This window comes from Neoaquamicrobium sediminum, assembly GCF_013240295.1.
GTDB classification, from domain to species: Bacteria; Pseudomonadota; Alphaproteobacteria; order Rhizobiales; family Rhizobiaceae; genus Aerobium; species Aerobium sediminum.
This window is the reverse complement of sequence record NZ_JABETK010000001.1, coordinates 1502285-1522269: the sequence shown is the minus strand read 5'-3', so window position 1 is coordinate 1522269 and position 19985 is coordinate 1502285. Positions and strand designations below refer to the sequence as shown.

Annotated in this window: 16 protein-coding genes and 4 pseudogenes; 9 read left to right on the top strand and 11 right to left on the bottom strand. The window is 63.9% G+C overall.

Going from position 1 to position 19985, the window contains the following annotated elements; translation table 11 throughout:
• Positions 1–56: 56 nt before the first annotated feature.
• The 4 genes from HK436_RS07330 to HK436_RS07315 form a co-directional block, all read right to left on the bottom strand.
• Entirely contained in the window at positions 57–491 is a 435-nt protein-coding gene (locus HK436_RS07330; protein ID WP_173188469.1) for a type II 3-dehydroquinate dehydratase, read from the bottom strand.
• Between the two features lie 6 nt (positions 492–497).
• On the bottom strand, positions 498–1799 hold the full coding sequence (locus HK436_RS07325) for a TRAP transporter large permease (RefSeq protein WP_173188467.1): 1302 nt from the start codon (positions 1797–1799) through the stop codon (positions 498–500).
• Positions 1796–2305, bottom strand: coding sequence for a TRAP transporter small permease (locus tag HK436_RS07320; protein ID WP_173188465.1), 510 nt, complete (start codon positions 2303–2305; stop codon positions 1796–1798). The genes HK436_RS07325 and HK436_RS07320 overlap by 4 nt, the downstream gene beginning before the upstream one ends.
• Before the next feature lie 96 nt (positions 2306–2401).
• Entirely contained in the window at positions 2402–3388 is a 987-nt protein-coding gene (locus HK436_RS07315; protein ID WP_173188463.1) for a sialic acid TRAP transporter substrate-binding protein SiaP, read from the bottom strand.
• Between the two features lie 209 nt (positions 3389–3597).
• On the opposite strand from HK436_RS07315, the gene HK436_RS07310 reads away from it, so the two are divergent.
• The 4 genes from HK436_RS07310 to HK436_RS32300 all read left to right on the top strand — a co-directional run bounded on the left by HK436_RS07310 (position 3598) and on the right by HK436_RS32300 (position 5971).
• Entirely contained in the window at positions 3598–4272 is a 675-nt protein-coding gene (locus HK436_RS07310) for a GntR family transcriptional regulator (protein WP_173188461.1), read from the top strand.
• Positions 4273–4319: 47 nt separating this feature from the next.
• Positions 4320–5009, top strand: coding sequence for a GntR family transcriptional regulator (locus tag HK436_RS07305; protein ID WP_173188459.1), 690 nt, complete (start codon positions 4320–4322; stop codon positions 5007–5009).
• 111 nt (positions 5010–5120) lie between these two features.
• Complete coding sequence (locus HK436_RS07300) at positions 5121–5837, top strand: shikimate dehydrogenase family protein (protein WP_244648594.1); 717 nt, start codon at positions 5121–5123, stop codon at positions 5835–5837.
• A gap of 5 nt (positions 5838–5842) precedes the next feature.
• Positions 5843–5971: a hypothetical protein gene (locus tag HK436_RS32300; protein ID WP_280515582.1), complete on the top strand. Its 129-nt coding sequence runs from the start codon at positions 5843–5845 to the stop codon at positions 5969–5971.
• A gap of 19 nt (positions 5972–5990) precedes the next feature.
• Here the strand turns inward: HK436_RS32300 and HK436_RS07295 are convergent, their stop codons facing one another.
• Positions 5991–7136 (bottom strand): FAD-dependent monooxygenase, encoded by a 1146-nt coding sequence (locus tag HK436_RS07295; RefSeq protein ID WP_173188456.1) that lies wholly within the window; start codon positions 7134–7136, stop codon positions 5991–5993.
• Positions 7137–7227: 91 nt separating this feature from the next.
• Here HK436_RS07295 and HK436_RS07290 point away from each other — a divergent pair, with 91 nt between their 5' ends.
• Complete coding sequence (locus HK436_RS07290; protein ID WP_173188454.1) at positions 7228–7785, top strand: TetR/AcrR family transcriptional regulator; 558 nt, start codon at positions 7228–7230, stop codon at positions 7783–7785.
• Between the two features lie 428 nt (positions 7786–8213).
• On the opposite strand, the gene HK436_RS07285 is transcribed toward HK436_RS07290, so the two are convergent.
• Positions 8214–8465, bottom strand: coding sequence for a GlsB/YeaQ/YmgE family stress response membrane protein (locus HK436_RS07285; RefSeq protein ID WP_173188452.1), 252 nt, complete (start codon positions 8463–8465; stop codon positions 8214–8216).
• Between the two features lie 169 nt (positions 8466–8634).
• On the opposite strand from HK436_RS07285, the gene ggt reads away from it, so the two are divergent.
• A complete protein-coding gene (gene ggt / locus HK436_RS07280; protein WP_173188450.1) occupies positions 8635–10365 on the top strand; it encodes a gamma-glutamyltransferase in 1731 nt (576 codons plus the stop codon).
• 111 nt (positions 10366–10476) lie between these two features.
• Positions 10477–10962, top strand: coding sequence for a hypothetical protein (locus HK436_RS07275; RefSeq protein ID WP_173188448.1), 486 nt, complete (start codon positions 10477–10479; stop codon positions 10960–10962).
• 16 nt (positions 10963–10978) lie between these two features.
• Here the strand turns inward: HK436_RS07275 and HK436_RS07270 are convergent, their stop codons facing one another.
• Positions 10979–11893, bottom strand: coding sequence for a LysR family transcriptional regulator (locus tag HK436_RS07270; protein WP_173188446.1), 915 nt, complete (start codon positions 11891–11893; stop codon positions 10979–10981).
• A gap of 177 nt (positions 11894–12070) precedes the next feature.
• On the opposite strand from HK436_RS07270, the gene HK436_RS07265 reads away from it, so the two are divergent.
• Both HK436_RS07265 and amaB read left to right on the top strand, forming a co-directional pair.
• Positions 12071–13249 (top strand): acyl-CoA dehydrogenase, encoded by a 1179-nt coding sequence (locus HK436_RS07265; protein WP_173190009.1) that lies wholly within the window; start codon positions 12071–12073, stop codon positions 13247–13249.
• A gap of 84 nt (positions 13250–13333) precedes the next feature.
• The gene (gene amaB / locus HK436_RS07260; protein WP_173188444.1) at positions 13334–14842 is read left to right on the top strand and encodes an L-piperidine-6-carboxylate dehydrogenase; all 1509 of its coding nucleotides are present in this window, start codon (positions 13334–13336) and stop codon (positions 14840–14842) included.
• 66 nt (positions 14843–14908) lie between these two features.
• On the opposite strand, the pseudogene HK436_RS07255 reads toward amaB, so the two are convergent.
• The 4 pseudogenes from HK436_RS07255 to HK436_RS07240 form a co-directional block, all read right to left on the bottom strand.
• Positions 14909–16023, bottom strand: a pseudogene (locus HK436_RS07255) (ABC transporter ATP-binding protein).
• 26 nt (positions 16024–16049) lie between these two features.
• Positions 16050–17716 (bottom strand): annotated as a pseudogene (gene bglA / locus HK436_RS07250) (beta-galactosidase BglA).
• 15 nt (positions 17717–17731) lie between these two features.
• Positions 17732–18881 (bottom strand): annotated as a pseudogene (locus HK436_RS07245) (carbohydrate ABC transporter permease).
• Position 18882: 1 nt separating this feature from the next.
• Positions 18883–19895: pseudogene (locus tag HK436_RS07240) on the bottom strand (carbohydrate ABC transporter permease).
• Positions 19896–19985: the final 90 nt, after the last annotated feature.

Genomic DNA, 19985 nt, shown 5'->3' with positions numbered 1-19985 from the left:
TCATTCCTCATCTGGGAATTTTAGCGAAACATGATTCTGCGAAGGCCAGCATTCGCTTATCCGATCAGGTCCTTCATCGCCCGCATAGCAGTCGCATAGCCTTTGGGGCCAAGCCCGGCGATGACAGCCGTGGCGATCTTCGAAACCAGCGAATGCTGGTAGATGTCTTCCCGGCGGTGGATGTTGGATATGTGCAGCTCGATGATCGGCCGTGGGAACATCTTCAGCGCGTCCAGAATGGCGATGGATGTGAAGGTGAAGGCGGCCGGGTTGATGACGATGCCGGCGGCAGGCCGGTCGATCGCCTCGTGAACCCAGTCGACGATCTCGTACTCACGGTTCGACTGCCGGAACTCGACCGGCATTTCGCCGGCTGCCGAGCGGCACATCGCCTCGACCTCGCTCAGCGTCGTGCTGCCATAGATTGCCGGCTCACGCGTGCCGAGGCGATTGAGGTTGGGGCCGTTGAGAACGTAGATCGGTGCAGTCATGAAGGATCAGCCCTGGTAGCCCAGCAGACGGGGCAGGAAGAGAACGAGGTCGGGGAAGAATGTGATGAGCGCCAGCGAGGCCAGCATCGCATAGAGGAACGGCAGGATGTCGCGCACCAGTGCGCGCAGTGACACCTGTCCGATATTGGTCATGATGAACAGGAGCAGGCCGTAGGGCGGCGTGATCAGCCCGATCATGATGTTGACTACGCAGACGATGCCGAAATGCACGAGGTCGACGCCGAGGGCCTGCGCGGTAGGGATCAGCACCGGGATGACGATGAGGATGATCGTCGTGCCTTCGAGAAGGCAGCCGAGTGCCAGCAGCAGGATGTTGACGATGATCAGGAACGTCGTCGGCGACAGGTCGAAGCCCTGCAGGAACACGCTCAGCGTCCGCGGGATGTTCTCGACCGTCACGACATAGTTGAAGACCAGCGCGCCGGCGATCAGCATGCCGATCGACGCGGTCGTGCGGGCGCTCGACAGCAGCGTCTTGTATGTGCCGCGCCAGGTCACGGTGCGGTAAAGCAATGCCGAAACGAGGAACGCATAGGCCGCCGCAATAGCGGCCGCCTCCGTCGGTGTGGTGATGCCGGAATAGATGCCGCCAAGCAGCACCACCGGCATCATCAACGCCGGAAGGGCGCGCAGCGTGATGCCGGGAATCTCGCGCAGCGGCACCGGCTCCTCGACCGGAAAGTTGCGCTTGCGGGCTATATGCACCACCAGCCCCATCTGCATCAGGCCCATCAGCAGCCCGGGCACCATGCCGCCGAGAAACAGGTAGCCGATCGACGCGTCAGACACGAGCGCGTAGAGCACGACCGGGATCGAGGGCGGAATGATCGGCCCGATGACGGCGGTCGCGGCGGTCAGCGCGGCGGCGAAGCTCGCCGGATAACGACCGCCATCGGTCATCATCTTCTGCATCATCTTGCCCACGCCGGCGGCATCGGCGATGGCCGAGCCGGACATTCCGGCGAAGATGATCGACTGGACGACGTTGACCTGGGCGAGACCGCCCCGGAATCGCCCGACCAGCGCGTTGCAGAAGCCCAGCAGACGTTCGGTCATCGAACCGCTGTTCATGATCTCGGCGGAGAGGATGAACAGCGGCACCGCGAGCAGGATGTAGCTCGTATACATGCCGTTGAGCAGCTGCTCCGCCGCCGTGCCCATGTCGAGGCCGGCCAGGTAGAGATAGACGATAGAGCCGGCGATCATGGCGTGGCCGATCGGCAGGCCAAGCAGGCTAAGGCCGATGATAGCAATCAGGCAAAGCGTGAACGGATCGGTGAAACTCATAGGCCGGAACCCGTATGTTCCGCGTCGCGGCCGGCGATGTCACCACGCATGGCGCTCCACACCAGCCAGCCATAGCGAAGGATCGCAGCGGCCGCGAACAGCAGATAGATCGAAAACAGGTAGTCGAAGCGGATCTTGAGGTACGCGGTTGACTGGACTTTCATGAAGGTCACGTAGTCGTAGACCGCGGGAAAGGAGAGCGCGTAGATGACGACGAGCGCTACGGCGAACAGGATCGTCATCACGCGCCGCACGGCGGGGTTGACCGAGCCGTAGACGAGGTCGAAACGGATTTCCTCATCCTCGCCCAGCACGAACGCCGCGCCCCACAACACCAGCCACAGCCACATGATGACGGTGAGTTCCGACGTCCAGCCGATCGGAAAGTTGAGGAAGTAGCGGAAGATCACCTGCGCCATGAAGGCGAGGAACATGACCGCCAGCATCAGCGCCAGCAGGTTTTCCGCGCGTCGATAGAGAAACTGCCCGATGCGAGCGAACCGCATGGCGACCTCCGAGCCGGTATCCGCGGTCCGGCGCCGCGGGAAGAAATTCCCGGCCCGCCCTGTCGGGCGGCCCGGGTTGCAAAAATCGGCCCTGGATCAGAGCGCGTTGATGCGATCGACCATGCCCTCCGGCCAGTCCTTGGCCAGTTCGGATTCAAGATACATCTTCTGCGCGTTGCTACGGAAGGCTTCCAGGTCGGGAGTGTAGATTTCCAGCCCCTGCTCCTTGAAGAACGAAGCCAGCTCCTCCTCGCGCTTGAGATGCTCGCCGGTGCTCCACTCGATCGCGGCATCGGCCGCGGCCTGGACCTTCTCCTGCTGCTCAGAGCTGAGCTTGTTCCATGCGTCGAGCGAAATGGTCAGGAGATCGTAGCCGACGAGATGCGATGTCATGACGATCTGCGACATGACCTCGTAGAACTTCATGTTCTGCACGTTGGGCAGCGGGTTGTCCTGCCCGTCGATCGCACCGGTCTGCAGGCCGGTATAGACCTCGGCATAGGCCATCGGCGTCGGGTTTGCTCCAAGCGCCTGGCCGAGGAACTGCCACGCATCGCCACCGGGCATGCGCAGCTTGATCCCGGCCATGTCAGCCGGCGTGTTGATCTTCTTGTCCACCCGCAGCCCCACCTGGCGCGCGCCGAAATACGTCGGGCCCAGAACTTTCACGCCAAGCTGGTCCTCGACCATCTGCTTCATTTCCTGGCCGGGTTCGCTGGCAAAGAACGTACGCAGGTGGTTTGCATCGCGGAAGAGATAGGCGGAGGTAAGCACCGACCACGCTGGGATCTGGTTGGAAATGTCCTGCGGAGCGATATTGCCCATCTCGAGGTTCCCGCGCTGCAGAGCGACGAGTTCCGTACCCTGCTTGAACAGGGTGCCGCCATAATAGCCCTGATAGTCGAACTCTTCACCGATCTGCTCGGCGAACTTCTTCATCATCTCCGCACGGATGTCCTGCTCGGAGAATACGGCGGAAAAGCGCAACGCGACCTTGTCCTGCGCGGTCGCGGCGACGGTGGAGCCGGCAAGCGCGAGTGCGGCGCCCGCCGCGAGCAGCGCTCGTCTTGTGAAATCGATCATGGCAGTCCTCCCTGGCCATTCGGTTGGCAACGGCCAGCGTGGCACTGCCCGTCATGAAGAGACTCTTGCCACTAGACAGACCTTCGATCAATAGGCGTTATCAAAAATCTCCTATATTTCTGTTTCCATCATTCGAAGTGATATTGCAGGTCGACGTCTTGCGGGCCGCTCGCGAAGCTGCGATGAACGCCTCGACCGGGAAGCGCATCATGTCCGAACTGACCTCCGCACTGGATACCGCGGGCGAAGCAGCCTATCGCCATATCCGCCACGACATCATTTTCGGCGGCCTTGCACCGGGGGCGAGGCTCCGGCTGGAGCGCCTGCGGGAAACCTATCAGGCAAGCGTGAGCACGCTGCGCGAAATCCTCAACCGACTGGCGTCAGAGCGGCTGGTGCTTGCCGAAGGCCAGCGCGGCTTCGCCGTCGCGTCGGTGTCGCAACAGCATTTTCGCGACGTGGCGGCGATGCGCGAACTGCTGGAGGGCCATGCGCTCAAGGAATCCTTCCTGCGCGGCGATGTGGAATGGGAGGGCGCGGTTCTGGCCGCCCATCACAAGCTGGCGCGTATGGAAGCCCAGATGGCGGGTGGCGCCCGGTCGGTCACCGAGGACTGGAAACGCTACGATCGCGAGTTCCACGCGGCCTTGATTTCGGCTTGCGGTTCGAACGAACTGATGTCGGCGCACCGACAGATCTTCGATCACTACCTGCGCTATCAGATCATCGCCGTCATCTATCGTGGCGAGGAAGCTTCGGCCGAGCACCGTCAGCTTCTCGACTGCGCGCTCAAACGCGATCATGACACCGCGATGGCCATTCTGGCGAGGCACATACGGGCATGCGTCGAGCACACGGTTCGCAACGGCTTGCTGCCGGCCTGATCCGCTGCGCCATTGCAGGCGAGTTCATCCGACATTAAGACGATCGTATGAACCCAGAAGCCGCCCCGCACGCTAACGAACCCGCGCCGACTATCGGAGAAAATGCCTATCGTCGGATTCGATCCGACATTGTCTTCGGCCGACTGGCACCCGGGCAGAAGTTGAAGCTGGAGCGCCTGCGCGACGCCTATGGCGCCAGTATCAGTACGTTGCGCGAGATCCTGAACCGACTCTCCTCGGAAAGCCTCGTCGTGGCCGAAGGCCAGCGCGGTTTCGAGGTGGCGCCCGTTTCCGCCGAAAACCTGCGGGAGATCGCTGCACTGCGCCTTCTCCTCGAAGGCCATGCGCTGGAACAGTCGTTCGCTGCTGGCGATATGGACTGGGAAGGTCGCGTCGTTGCGGCGCATCACAAGCTCGCCACGCTGGAGCGCTGCATGCGCGCCGGCGACTTCAGCGAAACGGAGCTGTGGAAGCGGTACGACTGGGAATTTCACCAGGCGCTCATTTCCGCCTGCGGCTCCGTCGTGCTGATGGAGACCCATGCCGGTGTGTTCGACAAATATCTGCGTTACCAGATGATTGCCTTGTCGTTCCGAGGCGACATTGCGGCGGAAGAACATCGCATCATGCACGATGCCGCATTGGAAAGAGATGCTGCAAAGGCGCGCGAGGTGCTCGTGCGGCATGTGGAAGGTGGCGTCGAGCACGCGCTTGCCACCGGCACGATCGCCTCATAGATCACCATATAAAACACAAAACACCAGACATATCGGATTTTGTGTGTTGCGTGACCGCCGCGCTGCGAGTACGCTTTGGCGTTCGATCAACCCGGTTCCAGAGCATCAACCATGGCCGCCATACGGCTCGGCCTCATCGGCGATCACATAGCCCGCTCCCAATCGCCCCGGCTGCATGTGCTCGCCGGCAGGCTCTGCGATCTCAATGTGACCTACGACCGGCTGATCCCCGCCGACATAGGTATGGATTTCGACGCCGTCTTCGACCGTTGCGCACGCGAAGGCTACCGCGGCATCAACATCACCTATCCCTACAAGGAGACGGTCGTGCCGCGGCTGGAGGTGCCTGACCCGCTGACGGCCAGCATCGGCGCCTGCAACACGGTGCTGTTCGGCGATGGTTTGCCGCAGGGGCACAATACGGACTTTTCCGGCTTCGCCGCCGCGTTCCGGGCGTCTTTCGGCGATGTATCGCCGGGCGCCGTCGCGATGGCGGGTGCGGGCGGTGTCGGCAAGGCCATCGCGTTCGCGCTTGCGCGCCTTGGCGCCCGCGAACTGCGCATCTACGACATGGACGCTTCGCGCGCGCGCGCGCTGGCGGCGGCGCTGGCCGCGACCGGCGTTCCCATGCAGACGAGCGTGGCGGAGTCGATCGCGGCGGCGGCGGATGGTTCTGACGGCCTCATCAACTGCACGCCGATCGGCATGGCAGGCCACCCGGGTTCACCGTTTCCAGCGGATGCAATGCAAGGCCCGGCATGGGCGTTCGACGCGGTTTATACGCCCGTCGATACCAGTTCCTCCAAGGTGCCGGCGCGGCAGGCCTGACGGTAATGAGCGGGTGGGAGCTCTTTTTCCATCAGGGCGTCCAGGCCTTTCGCCATTTCACCGGGCGCGAGGTCGACGCGCCGGCGCTTCGCAGTGCACTTCTCGATCTGCACCGCGAAGCCGTCGAAGGCTGAGTTCCGTGCGAAGCCGGCCTCAATTGAAGCCGGCGAGTGTCCTTGCGGCAAAAAGCCTGACAAGGGGAAGTGCTGCCGCCGTAGCGATCAAGCGATTGCGGAACCAGCGCGAGACCGGATTGGCGAGCGTGGCCACTTTCGTCAGGCGGTCGGTCATTTCAAGAACCTCCGCTGCCGCCTTTCGCCGCTCCAGGGCGTAGCCGTCCAACGAAGCGTCCGATCCCGTACGCAGCGCTTCGGTCACGGCAAGACTCAGCGCCTCGGCATCGCGAAGGCCAAGATTCATGCCCTGCCCACCTGCCGGGCTGTGGACGTGGGCTGCGTCGCCGCCGAGCAGAACGGAACCGTCGCGAAAACTTTGCGCGAGCTTGTGGTGCACCTGGAAGCGGGACCCCCACAGCACCTCGCGAATCCGGGCGCCGCTTCGCGGGCCTCTGGCGTCGATGACCTTTTGCACGTCCTCCAGCGTCGGCACCGAAGGCGCGTCCGGCAGTTGCGCCACCACCCGGTAGCGATCCCGCGACATCGGGGCCACCACGAGCGTACCGGCCTCGGAGAAGAACAAGGTCACTTCGTCCTTGGCAATCGGCCAGTCCATGCGGACGTCGGCGAGAAGGAAGGAGCCGTACGTGTCGCCGGGAAAATCGATCCCCGCGCCGGCACGCACCGTGCTCCTCTCGCCGTCGGCGCCGATCAGGTAGCGCGCCTCGACCAGGAACTGCCCGTCGGCGCCTTCGCACGTCGCCCGAATGCCATTGGCGGTCTTCTCGAAACCCGCGAGCTTGACCGGCCGGCGCACCGCATGGCCGAGTTCGGCGAGCCGCTCGATCAGGATCTGCTCGCTCTCGTCCTGGGGGATCATGAGCGCATACGGTGTCGGACCCGGCAGGACTGAAAAATCCACATGAAGCAGGATCGAGTCGCGGTCCCTGACCCTGAAATGCGGCACCTTGATGCCCTGGGTGACCAGCCGGTCTGCAACCTTCAACCGCTTCAGGCTTTCGAGCGTTGCGGCGTGGATGACGGCAGCGCGCGAGGTGTTCTGCGCCTCCGGCAAGGCGTCGACGATGATGAAGTCGACATTGCGTTCGGCGAGCCCGATAGCGGTTGCCAGTCCGGCAGGGCCGGCACCGACGATAAGGACTTGAGTGGTCAGGCTGGACATTGCGATCCTCCGATCGATGTTGTAAACGTTTGTTTACTTACGGTGCGGCGCCCACAAAGTCAACAAGCGTTTACAAAGGAATCCGTCGGCGATGGCGAGAGATGCGCAGGCAACACGCGAGCGGTTGGTCGCGTCAGCGAGAAAGGCGTTTTCGGAACGCGGTTTCGAGCGCACCACGGTGCGGGAGATCGCGGCCGAAGCCGGCGTGAACCCCGCGCTCATCAACCGTTATTTCGGCGGCAAGGAACAACTCTTTGCCGAGGCGGTTTCGATCGACCTTGCCTTTCCCGATCTTTCGGGCGTCGCCAGGGACCGCATAGGCCATGCGCTCGTCGAACATTTCTTCAGGCGCTGGGAAGGTGACGCCCAGGACGATCTCTTGCGAGTGCTGATCAGGACGGCGGCAACGAACGAGGAAGCCGCGTCACGCATTCGCGGGGTCCTGGCCGAGCAGGTCGGCATGATGGTCGCCCGCGTAGCCGGTCCGGCCCGCGTGTGCGAGCGCGCCAGCCTGATCGCGACGCAGATCCTTGGCCTTGCCTATGCGCGCTATGTCATTGGCCTGTCCGATGGCGATGTCGCGCCTGAGGTCGCCATCGCGATGATCGGCGGCACGGTGCAGCGCTACCTCTTCGACGAATTGCCGTAAGAACCCGACGGTCAGCCGCAGCGCATTACGTCAAAAGTCCAAGACTCCGGCGAAAATGTCTATTCCCCGGGATCTTCCACAGCCTGCGGGAAGGACAGGCCGGGAATAAATCGAGCCGTCGCGACCACCAACTTCTCAAGGACACGTCGGCACAGGAACGGACCTCCGTCCGGATCGGCTATGCGATATCCGGGACCGGTCCGGCTTCGGCGGCGCGGGTATCACCACGCTGCCGAACCACCAGCTCTGGGTGAAGGATCCACCGGGCTCGACTACCGGTCGTCCGCCGAAGAAGTTGTGCGGGCCGTGGAACGCCGTGTCAGGCAGATAAGGTCGATTTCACCCTGCCGCCGCGGGCACCGGCTTCAACCGGTGCTCCGTCATTCGCTGCCTGGCCCTGACAGCCGCTAGGCGTGCGCCTGAACGCCTCAGCTTCGAACGGCGCGTGCGCCCCAGATGAGGATGCAGGCGCCAACGAACCCGGCGACTAGATAGCCGAGCCAGCCGCCGAACGATACGCCGAGCAGCCCGAACAGGAAGCTTGCCACCGCCGCGCCGACGATGCCCAGAATAATGTTGAGGAAGAGGCCGGTATCGCTCTTCATGACGCTGGATGCGATCCAGCCCGCCAGCCCGCCTATGATGATGGCCGCAATCCAGCCCACGCTTGCGTCTTCCATATGAAGTCTCCTTCGTTGCCGCCCCGACATCGCAATGATTCATCTTCCGCGCGCGTTGGCAAGACCGATCAGGTCTGGACCATTGTCGAACTGTGTAGCGACCCTGTTCAGGCCTGCCGGCGGTTGCTAGCTTTCCCCTGCGGGAAGGGCAATCGAGGAGGTGGAATTCATGCGTTCGTTACGCGGTTACACATTGGTCCTGGCGCTGGCGGTGGCAATGCCGGCAGCAATCGCCCAGGAAGCGCCCCAGCCCGAAGCCACGACGAAACTGGCCGAGCGCGTTTCCGTGCGGGCCAAGGAATTCATGGTCGCGAGTGCCCATCCGCTAGCAACACGTGCCGGCTATGCCGTGCTCGAGGCGGGCGGCACCGCTGCGGATGCCGCGGTCGCGGTCCAGGCGATGCTGGGTCTGGTTGAGCCGCAGAGCTCCGGCCTCGGCGGCGGCGCCTTCGCGCTTTACTGGGATGCCGCACTCAACGAATTGACCACTTATGACGCGCGCGAAACCGCCCCGCTCGCCGCCGACGAGAAGTACTGGCTGGGTGAGGACGGCGAAACGATGGAATTCATCGCCGCCGTGGTCGGCGGTCGCTCGGCAGGCGTGCCGGGAACGCCGAAGCTGATGGAAACGCTGCACGGCAAGTTCGGGCGGCTGCCCTGGGCCGGCCTGCTGCAGCCGGCGATCGATACCGCGGAGCAGGGGTTCACGGTCTCGCAGCGGCTTGCCGACGCGATCCCGCAGGCACCGGGGCTCGACACCTTCGAGACGACACGCAGCTACTTCTTCGATGCCGGAGGCACGCCGCTGGCCGAGGGCGCCACGCTTGAAAACCCTGCCTATGCGCGCACCCTCAGGCTTGTCGCCGAGCAGGGCGCGGCACCGTTCTATACGGGCCAGATCGCTCGCGACATCGTCGCAGCCGTGCGGACCGAGACGAATCCCGGTCTGCTGACCATGGAGGATTTCGCGCGCTACGAGGTGATCGAGCGCGAGCCGGTCTGCGTCGACTATCGCCAGAACGAGGTCTGCGGCATGGGCCCGCCGAGTTCGGGCGGTCTCACTGTCGGCCAGATGCTGGCCATGCTCGAGGCCTTCGACCTGCCGGCAATGGGTGAAGGCGTCGAGGCGCGCCATCTCTTTGCCGAGGCCTCGCGCCTGGCTTTTGCCGATCGCGGCATGTACATGGCCGACAGCGATTTCGTCGACATGCCGAAGGGGCTTCTTGACCGCGCCTATCTCGCCGAGCGTGCAGCGCTGATCGATCCGGCGGCATCCATGGGTAAGGCCGAGGCCGGCGATCCGCCCTGGGACGAGACGAAGCTCTATGCCCCCGACGTGGAGCGACCGCGCCACGGCACCTCGCACTTCGTCATCGTTGATGGCGACGGCAACGCGATCTCCATGACGACGACGATCGAAAGCGGCTTCGGCAGCCGGGTCATGACCAATGGCTTCCTGCTCAACAATGAGCTGACCGACTTCTCCTTCGCGCCGGAGGCAGATGGCAAGCCGGTCGCCAATCGTGTCGAAGCGGGCAAACGACCACGCTCTTCCATGGCGCCGACGATCGTGTTCCGCGATGAGCAGCCTGTCCTGCTCACCGGCAGCCCGGGTGGCGCCAACATCATCAACTACGTCGCGCTGTCGCTCGTTGCTCTGCTCGACTGGAACATGGACCCGCAGGAAGCGGTGGACCTGCCGCATGTCGTCAACCTGAACGGTACGACGCGTGTGGAAGAGGGCGACGGCGCCCAGCAGACGGCGGACGCCCTGACCGCGCTCGGTCATGAGGTCTCGATTGCCAACCTCAATTCCGGCCTCCACGTCATCAAGCTGGAAAACGGTGAGCTGATCGGCGCTGCCGACAAGCGCCGCGAGGGACAAGTGATGGGCCGATAACAGGCTGGCTGTCCGCTGCCTCGCCCAGCGGACGGCCAAGCTTATCGCGGCGGCGATTCTGGTATAGCTCCCCGAGAGGATAGATTTCGCTGATTATCGCTGGAGCGCGCCATGAACAGAACCGTCGCATCTTTCCTGCTCGTCACCGTGCTGACCGCGGCGCTGGCCGCGCTCAGCTTCGCCGTCGAGCAGAAGGGCTATGCCTTCGGCGCGCTCGGCCTTGCCCGGCTCGACAACCTCGCTAACGCGGCGACCTTCGTGCCGCTTGCAGCTATTTACGCCTTCGCTTCGGTGTTGATGATGATCCTGCCGCTGCGTGCCGCCGGCTTCGTCCACACCAATGGTGCGACGCCAACCTATGCGGCAACGCTGGTGCTGCTGGCGACGATCGTCGGCGTGCTCGTCGCCCGCTTCGCCTTTGGTGACCGGGCCGCGCTCTGGGCCCTGCTCGACTGGCAGTTCCTCTTTGCCGGCGCGATCATCGCCGCCCACCTGCTGATGAACGAACTGCGCCGAAACGTGCTGCTGCGCACGATCTTCTTCGTCGTCTTCATCGCCGCGACGCTGGCCTGCCTGTTCTGGACGTTCCGGCTCTGACCTGGCGGCCTTGCGATTATTGCAGGTCCGCCGTCTCCGTTTCCAGCCAGGCCCGGAACGAGCGCAGCGGTGGATGCTGCGCGCCGCTCTGCGGCCAGATCAGGTAATAGGCGCCGACACCCGAGATCGCCTCGCCATAAGCGGGAACGAGCCGGCCTGCCTCGATCTCGCCCGATGCGAGGAACGCCGGTAGCAGCGCCACGCCCATGCTGTGAATGGCGGCCTGGATCATCGTTGCGAACTGGTCGAACATCATGCCGCGCGCCGGCTGCGCGCCACAGCCATGCGCCTCGAACCAGCTCGTCCATGCTCTCGGCCGCGTTTCGAGCAGCAGAAGCGGCGCAGTCAGAAGGTCGCGCGCCTCGTCCAGCGGATGACGCTTGTGGAAGTCCGGCGCGCAGCAGGCGATCATGCGCTCGTCGAACAGCTTGACGTGCTCGGTCTCCGGCCAGTCGGGGTCGCCGAAATGGATTGCGGCGTCGAACGTGCTTTGGGCGAAGTCGAACCGTTGCAGGCGCGTGCCGAGATTGATGGTGACGCCGGGGTGCGCGGCGAGGAAATGCGGCAGGCGCGGGGCCAGCCAGCGTGTGCCGAAGGTCGGCAGGATCGCCAGCGACAGCGTGCCGCCGCCGGGATTGGCGCGCAGCCCGAGCGTCGAGCGCGCGATCAGGTCCAGCGCCTTGCGCACGTCATGCGCATAGGCCTTGGCCGCGTCGGTCGGCTTGAGACGCTTGCGCTCGCGCTTGAACAGCGTGACCTCGAGCTGTTCCTCCAGCGTCTTGACCATGCGGCTGACGGCGCCCTGGGTCAGCGACAGCTCGCGCGCGGCCGCAGCCGTCGAACCGGTGCGGCAGACGGCCTCGAAGGCGGCCAGCAGGCTGATGGAGGGCTGGAGCCGCCGGGGCGTGCTCCAAATATGCGGATTCGACATGTTTGATCGACCAAAAAGCGTTTTGCCTGCATAATACGCGGCTCATAATATATCAAAGGCTGGAACGTCCGGTCGTGGCATGCTCTGCTGCCGCGACCGCTTCCGTATTCAATTCGCCGTTCAAAGAGGACAGGCATGAACATTTCCGCACAGACCTCTCCGCACAAGGACGAAAAGATGGCGTCGTTCTCGTGGTCCGATCCCTTCCTGCTCGACGATCAGCTGACCGAAGACGAGCGCATGATCCGCGACGCTGCGGCCGGGTTCGCTTCCGACAGGCTGCTGCCGCGTGTCGAAGAAGCCTATCTGGAGGAAAAGACCGATCCGGCCATCTTCTCCGAGATGGGGCAGGCCGGCCTGCTGGGCGTGACGATCCCCGAGGAATATGGCGGCTCGGGCGCAGGCTACGTGTCCTATGGCCTTGTGGCGCGCGAGGTGGAGCGTATCGATTCGGGCTATCGCTCGATGATGAGCGTCCAGTCGTCGCTGGTGATGCATCCGATCTATGCCTATGGCTCGGAAGAGCAGCGCAAGAAATATCTGCCCAAGCTCGCCTCGGGCGAGTGGATCGGCTGCTTCGGTCTGACCGAGCCGGATGCCGGTTCCGATCCAGGCGGCATGAAGACGCGCGCGGTGAAGACCGACGGCGGCTATCGCCTCAAGGGCTCCAAGATGTGGATCTCCAACGCACCGATCGCCGACGTGTTCGTGGTGTGGGCGAAGTCGGCTGCGCATGACAACCAGATTCGCGGCTTCGTGCTCGAAAAGGGCATGAAGGGGCTCTCTGCGCCGAAGATCGGCGGCAAGCTGTCGCTGCGCGCGTCGATCACCGGCGAGATCGTCATGGAGGACGTAGAGGTCGGCGAGGACGCGCTCCTGCCGAACGTCTCCGGCCTCAAGGGACCGTTCGGCTGCCTGAACCGCGCTCGCTACGGCATCTCCTGGGGCGCCATGGGCGCGGCCGAGGATTGCTGGTTCCGCGCCCGCCAGTACGGCCTCGATCGCAAGCAGTTCAACAGGCCGCTGGCGCAGACCCAGCTCTTCCAGAAGAAGCTCGCCGACATGCAGACGGAAATCGCGCTTGGCCTTCAGGGCTCCCTGCGCGTCGGCCGCCTGATGGACGAGGGCAGGTTCGCACCGGAGATGATCTCCATCGTCAAGCGCAACAATTGCGGCAAGGCGCTGGACATCGCCAGGCAGGCGCGCGACATGCACGGCGGCAACGGCATCCAGATCGAATATCACGTCATGCGCCACGCGCAGAACCTGGAGACGGTCAACACCTATGAGGGCACGCACGACGTTCACGCCCTCATCCTGGGCCGTGCGCAAACGGGTCTGCAGGCATTCTTCTAAGGCAGCCGTCCAAGGCATGATCGTAATGAAATGAAGGTCCGCGCCTGCGCGGACCCGCAAGCTTGAAAAGGGTCTTTGAACATCATGGATATCGCAAAGGAAACGACGGCGCTTCTCGAACGCCTCGGCGTGGACAAGGCTGTGCTGGCCGGCGGATCGATGCCGTCCTACAGCCCGTTGACGGGCGGCAAGGTCGCCGACCTGGCGCCGATCTCGGCGCAGGACGCGGCAAAGGCGATCGATGCGGCCGACGAGGCATTCCGCCAGTGGCGCAATGTGCCGGCCCCGCGCCGTGGCGAACTCGTGCGCCTGCTGGGCGAGGAACTGCGCGCTTCCAAAGACGACCTCGGCCGTCTCGTTTCCATCGAGGCGGGAAAGATTCCGTCCGAGGGTCTGGGCGAGGTTCAGGAGATGATCGACATCTGCGATTTCGCTGTCGGTCTGTCGCGCCAGCTCTATGGCCTGACCATTGCCTCCGAGCGCCCCGGCCACCGGATGATGGAGACCTGGCACCCGCTCGGCGTCGTCGGCGTGATCTCGGCATTCAATTTCCCGGTCGCCGTGTGGTCTTGGAATGCTGCGCTGGCGCTGGTGTGCGGAAATTCGGTCGTCTGGAAGCCGTCCGAAAAGACGCCGCTGACCGCGCTCGCCTGCCAGGCGATTTTCGCGCGCGCCGCGTCGCGCTTCGGTGATGCGCCGGAGGGGCTGCTGCAGGTGCTGATCGGCGACCGCGCCATCGGCGAGGTGCTTGTCGACCATCCGAAGGTTCCGCTCGTCTCCGCCACCGGCTCGACCCGTATGGGCGCCGAGGTCGGCCCGCGGCTGGCGAAGCGTTTCGCGCGCGCCATCCTCGAACTCGGCGGCAACAATGCCGGCATCGTCTGCCCGTCCGCCGATCTCGACATGGCGCTGCGCGCCATCGCCTTCGGCGCCATGGGCACGGCCGGCCAGCGCTGCACGACGCTGCGGCGGCTGTTCGTACACGAGAGCGTCTATGACGACCTCGTGCCGCGTCTCAGGAAGGCCTACGAAAGCGTTTCGGTCGGCAACCCGCTCGAGACCGGCGCGCTGGTCGGTCCGCTGATCGACGCCGCTGCCTACAAGGGCATGCAGTCGGCACTTGAAAAGGCAAAGGCCGCGGGCGGCGAGATCACCGGCGGAGCGCGCATCGAGACGGCCCACGACACCGCCTTCTATGTGCGCCCGGCGCTGGTCGAGATGCCGAAGCAGGTTTCGCCGGTCACGGAAGAAACCTTCGCGCCGATCCTCTACGTGATGAAATATTCCGACTTCGACGCGGCAATTGCCGACCACAATGCAGTGGGTGCAGGGCTTTCCTCGTCGATCTTCACCCTGGATATGCGCGAGGCCGAGCGCTTCCTGTCGGCCGACGGCTCCGATTGCGGCATTGCCAACGTCAATATCGGCACCTCGGGTGCGGAGATCGGCGGTGCATTCGGCGGCGAGAAGGAAACCGGCGGCGGCCGCGAATCCGGATCGGACGCGTGGAAGGGCTACATGCGCCGCGCCACAAACACGGTGAATTACTCGACCGTGCTTCCGCTGGCGCAGGGCGTCTCGTTCGACATCTGACGCGATCGTCTCAACGAAAAGGGCGGCACCTGTGCCGCCCTTTTTCTTTCAATCAGGTCAGGCTGCTCAGGCCGCGCTGGCCAAGCGTTCCCGCGCGAACGAGCGGCCATCGCTGTCGAAGATGTGCAGGTCGCCGGCGTCTGCCGTCAGCCGCACGGTCGAGCCGCGCTTGATCTCGGCATTGCCGGGCAGCTTGGCGACCAGCGGCTCGCCTTCGCGACCCAGATCGACATAGAGAAGCTGCACCTCGCCGAGCTGCTCGATATAGTCGATGCGCCCTTCGAACAGCACGCTGCCATCCGCGTCCGTTGCCACGCGCAGGTCTTCCGGTCGCACGCCGAAGCTGGCCTGTGTGCCGGCGGCCGAGTCCGGCGTCTGGGTGGGCACGTGCGCGACCGTCCCGTCGGCGAGCCGGACGGCGGTGGGCCCGCCCGCCCGCTCGATCGTCGCCGGCACGATGTTCATCGACGGCGAACCGATGAACTGGGCAACGAACAGATTGCCGGGGTGGCGATAGAGTTCCATCGGCGAGCCGACCTGCTCGACATAACCGTCCTTGAGCACCACGATCCTGTCGGCGAGCGTCATCGCCTCGACCTGGTCATGGGTGACGTAGATCATCGTCGTGTTGGCCATCTGCTCCTTGAGCTTGGCGATCTCTATGCGGGTGGCGACGCGCAGTGCGGCGTCGAGGTTCGACAGCGGCTCATCGAACAGGAACACTTTTGGGTTGCGGCAGATGGCGCGACCGATAGCAACGCGCTGCCGCTGGCCGCCGGAGAGCGCCTTGGGCAATCGGTCGAGATATTTGGTGAGCTGCAGGATTTCCGCCGCCTGCTTCACGCGCTCGTCGATCTCGGCCTTGCTGGCCTTCGCGATCTTCATGCCGAAAGCCATGTTGTCGTAGACCGTCATGTGGGGATAGAGCGCATAGGACTGGAACACCATGGCGATGCCGCGCTTGGACGGCGGCACGTCGTTGACGACGTCTCCGTCGATCTGCAGCTCGCCCCCTGTTATGTCCTCGAGTCCGGCGATCGTGCGCAGCAGTGTCGACTTCCCGCAGCCGGACGGGCCGACGAAGACGATGAACTCCCCGATTTGATGTCGAGATCGATGCCATGCAGGATTTCGAGGTTGCCGTAGGCTTTCTTCACGTCCCTGAGCAGCAGATTGGCCATGTTTTCCTCCTCCCGATTCCGTTCGTTCAGGCGATCCGTCCGAACCACGCGCCATAAGCGCTGAGCCTGATCGTTCCACCCGCGCTTGTGCCCGAAAAGCCATGCCCCGGTATCGAGACCGGTGAAACGCCGTCGCCCAGTTCCAGCGCGGCGTCGTTGCCGCCGAGGTTGAAGGCGCACAGGATCTGTTCGTTGCCGTGACGGCGGGTGAAGACCACCACGTCGCCCTGCGCATCGTTGAAGGTGATTGAGCCCTTGATCAGCGCCGGATGGGCCGCGCGGAAGGCGAGCATGCGGCGATAATGTTCGAGCAGCGAGTTATCGTCGTCGGCCTGCGTGTTGACCGCCATGGTCAGATGCTCGGCCGGCACCGGAAGCCAGGGCCGGGCCGGCGAGAATCCGGCATTGGGCTGGTGCGAATCCCACACCATCGGCGTACGGCAGCCGTCCCGCCCCTTGAATTCCGGCCAGAAGCGGATGCCGTAGGGGTCCCGAAGATCCTCGAAGGCCAGGTCCGCTTCCGGTAGGCCGAGTTCCTCACCCTGATAGATGCAGACCGAACCGCGCAGGCTCATCAACAGCGCCGAGATCACCTTAAGATAGGCAGTGCGATCCCATTCGCTGGCCGCCCAGCGCGATGCATGCCGCATCACGTCGTGGTTGGAAAAGGCCCAGCACGACCAGCCGTCGCTGGCGACACGGTCGAATTCCTCCAGCACGGTGCGCACCCGCTCTGCGCTGATCTTGTCGGGCGACAGGAAGTCGAACGAGTAGCACATATGCACGCGGTCGCTGCCGGCCGTGTAGTCCGCCACGATCTGCAGGCCGCGTTGCGCGTCCCCTACCTCGCCGACTGCCGCCGCCGCCGGATACTCGTCGAGCAGCGCGCGGAATCGGGTAAGAAACGCTACGTTTTCCGGCCTGCTCTTGTCGTAGACGTGGTCCTGCCAGTTGTAGGGATTGACCGCCGGCGCCGTTGAATAGTCACGCGATTCCGGCGCCAGTGCCGGATTGTCCTCGAGCCCCTGGCTGTGGAAGTAGAAGTTGATCGTATCGAGCCGGAAGCCGTCGACGCCACGCTCGAGCCAGAAGCGGGTGACGTCGAGCAGTGCGTCCTGGACCTCGCTGTTGTGGAAGTTGAGATCCGGCTGCTCGGCCAGGAAGTTGTGCATGTAATATTGCTGACGCCGCGCATCCCACGCCCAGGCGGACCCGCCGAAGATCGACAGCCAGTTGTTGGGCGGCGTGCCGTCGGGCTTTGCGTCCGCCCATACGTACCAGTCAGACTTCGGGTTGTCGCGCGAGCCCCGGCTTTCGCGGAACCAGGGATGCGCATCCGACGTATGGGACAGGACGAGGTCGATCATCACCTTGAGCCCGAGCCGGTGCGCCTCGGCGACCACCGCGTCGAAATCGTCCAGCGTGCCGAACATCGGCTCGACGTCGCGATAGTCGGAGACGTCGTAGCCGAAATCCGCCATCGGCGAGCGGAAGAAAGGCGAAATCCAGACCGCGTCCGCGCCGAGGCTGGCGATGTGCGGCAGCCGGGTCAGGATGCCGCGCAGGTCGCCGATGCCGTCGCCGTCGGAATCCTGGAAGGAGCGCGGGTAGATCTGGTAGATGACCGCCCCCGCCACCAGTCGCGGTCCGGTTCCACCGCCGGTTCCGCGCCTTCCCTGTTCTGGATATGCATTGCAGCCTGCATCGATCAACCACCCTTGACGGAGCCCGCGAGCAGCCCGCGGACGAAATAGCGTTGCAACGAGAAAAACACGATAAGCGGCACGATTATGGTGACGAAGGCCGATGTCGTGAGAATTTCCCAATCGCCGCCGCGTGAACCGAGCAGCGCATTGAGCTTTCCGGTCAGCACGAGCTGGCTCGAGCCTGAGCCCAGGAACACCATGGCCACCAGCAGGTCGTTCCAGACCCACAGGAACTGGAAGATCGCAAAGGAGGCGAGCACGGGGAAGGAGAGCGGCAGCACGATCTTGACAAAAATTTCGAAGTCGCTCGCTCCGTCGATACGCGCCGATTCCATGATCTCGCGCGGAAGGCCGGCGATATAGCTGCGCAGCAGGTAGATCGCGAACGGCAGGCCGAAGCCCGTGTGCGCAAGCCAGATGCCGAGATAGGTCTTGGCCGGCACGCCGAAGAAGGCGCCGACGCCATTATAGAGCTTGAGCAGCGGTATCAGCGACATCTGCAGGGGGACGACCAGCAGGCCGATGACGACGGCGATCAGGATCGCGCGGCCGGGAAAACGCATCCAGGCGCGCGTAGGCTGCGAACGCCGCGATCAGGATCGGGATGATGGTGGCCGGAATCGTCACGGTCAGCGAGTTGATGAACGATCGGCCGATGCCCTCCGAAAACAGCACCGTCTCGTAGTTTTCCGTGGTGAAGCGCGGCGGCGTCGACGCCTCGAAGAAGACGCGCTCGCCGCGGCGACCCTCGAAGGCTACGGGCGAGGAATAGACATAGCTGCCGTCCTCGTTCACCTGCAGCGTGACGCCATCTTCCAGTTCGGCCACTGTGCCGGCCTGATGCGCGGTCGGCTCCTGGATGCGCGTACCGAAGGCCGTGATGCGCAGTGCGGTTCCGTCCTCCAGCAGGTTGCCGGAGATCACAAAGCGCCCGCCCTGCTCGACCTGGGCGTCGGCGGCGTCGGTGCGGCCTTGCCCCGTCTGCGACGAGGTGGTCAGCGCGGTCCACCAGCCGGAAACGGCGATCTGGTCCTTGTCGCGCAGCGACGACACCAGGATGCCGAGCGTCGGGACGGTCCAGACGATGACGATCAGCAGCACGGCGATATGAACGCCCCAGCGCTGGGCAAAGCTTTTGCCGGTCGCAGCCATGTCAGTGTCCTCCCGTCTCGCGCGTGGCGTTGCGGATGTTCCAGATCATGATCGGTATGACGGCGAGCATGATGATGATCGCGATGGTCGCGCCGCGGCCGAAATCGCCGCCGCCGCGAACATCCAGTCGAACATCAGATTGGCGAGAACCTGGGTGTTCCACTGCCCGTTTGTCATGGTCAGCACGATGTCGAAGACCTTGAGGACCAGGATGGTGATGGTGGTCCACACCACCGCGATCGTGCCCCAGATCTGCGGCACCATGATCTTCCAGAAGATCTGGAAGCCATTGGCGCCGTCGATGGTCGCAGCCTCAATCGTCTCGTCGGGGATACCGCGCAGCGCGGCCGACAGGATCACCATGGCAAAGCCCGTCTGGATCCAGATGAGGATCACCATCAGAAAGAAGTTGTTCCAGAAGGGCAGCGAAATCCATACCTGCGGTTCTCCGCCGAACCATTGCACGATGGCGTTGAGCACGCCGATCTGCGTCTGGCCGTCGCCGCGGTACTCATAGATGAACTTCCAGATCACGCTGGCGCCCACGAACGAGATGGCCAGCGGCATGAAGACGAACATCTTGGCGATGTTGCCCCACCAGATGCGGTCGGTTAGCACGGCGATGACGAGGCCGAAGAAGGTGCAGGCCGCCGGCACAACGGCGAGCCAGAGGAAATTGTTGAAGATCGCCTGGCGGAATTCCCTGTCGCCCAGCGCCCATTCGTAATTGGCGGTGCCGACAAAATTCTGACCGCCGCGATCGAGGAACGAGAGGCGCGCCGTCTCGATCACGGGGTAGATGAGATAAATCGTGAGGATCAGGAGGGCGGGCCCGAGGAACAGCCACGGCCGGATCAACCCTTGGCGTCGCAGATTGTCGATGGCCGACTGGCTCGAAACGCCGTGCGCCGGAAAGATCATGTCCAGCAGTCGGTTGGCGCCCCAGAAATAGACGACGCAACCCGAAACGCCCAGAACGACAGTCAGAATCGCAGAGATGATCTGGCCCGTCATCGTATCCTCCCACTGCTGGCCGGGGCTTGCGCGGGAAGCGTCCCACGCCGACCTCGGTGCGATAGATTTAGCCGAAGATGTCGACTTGCC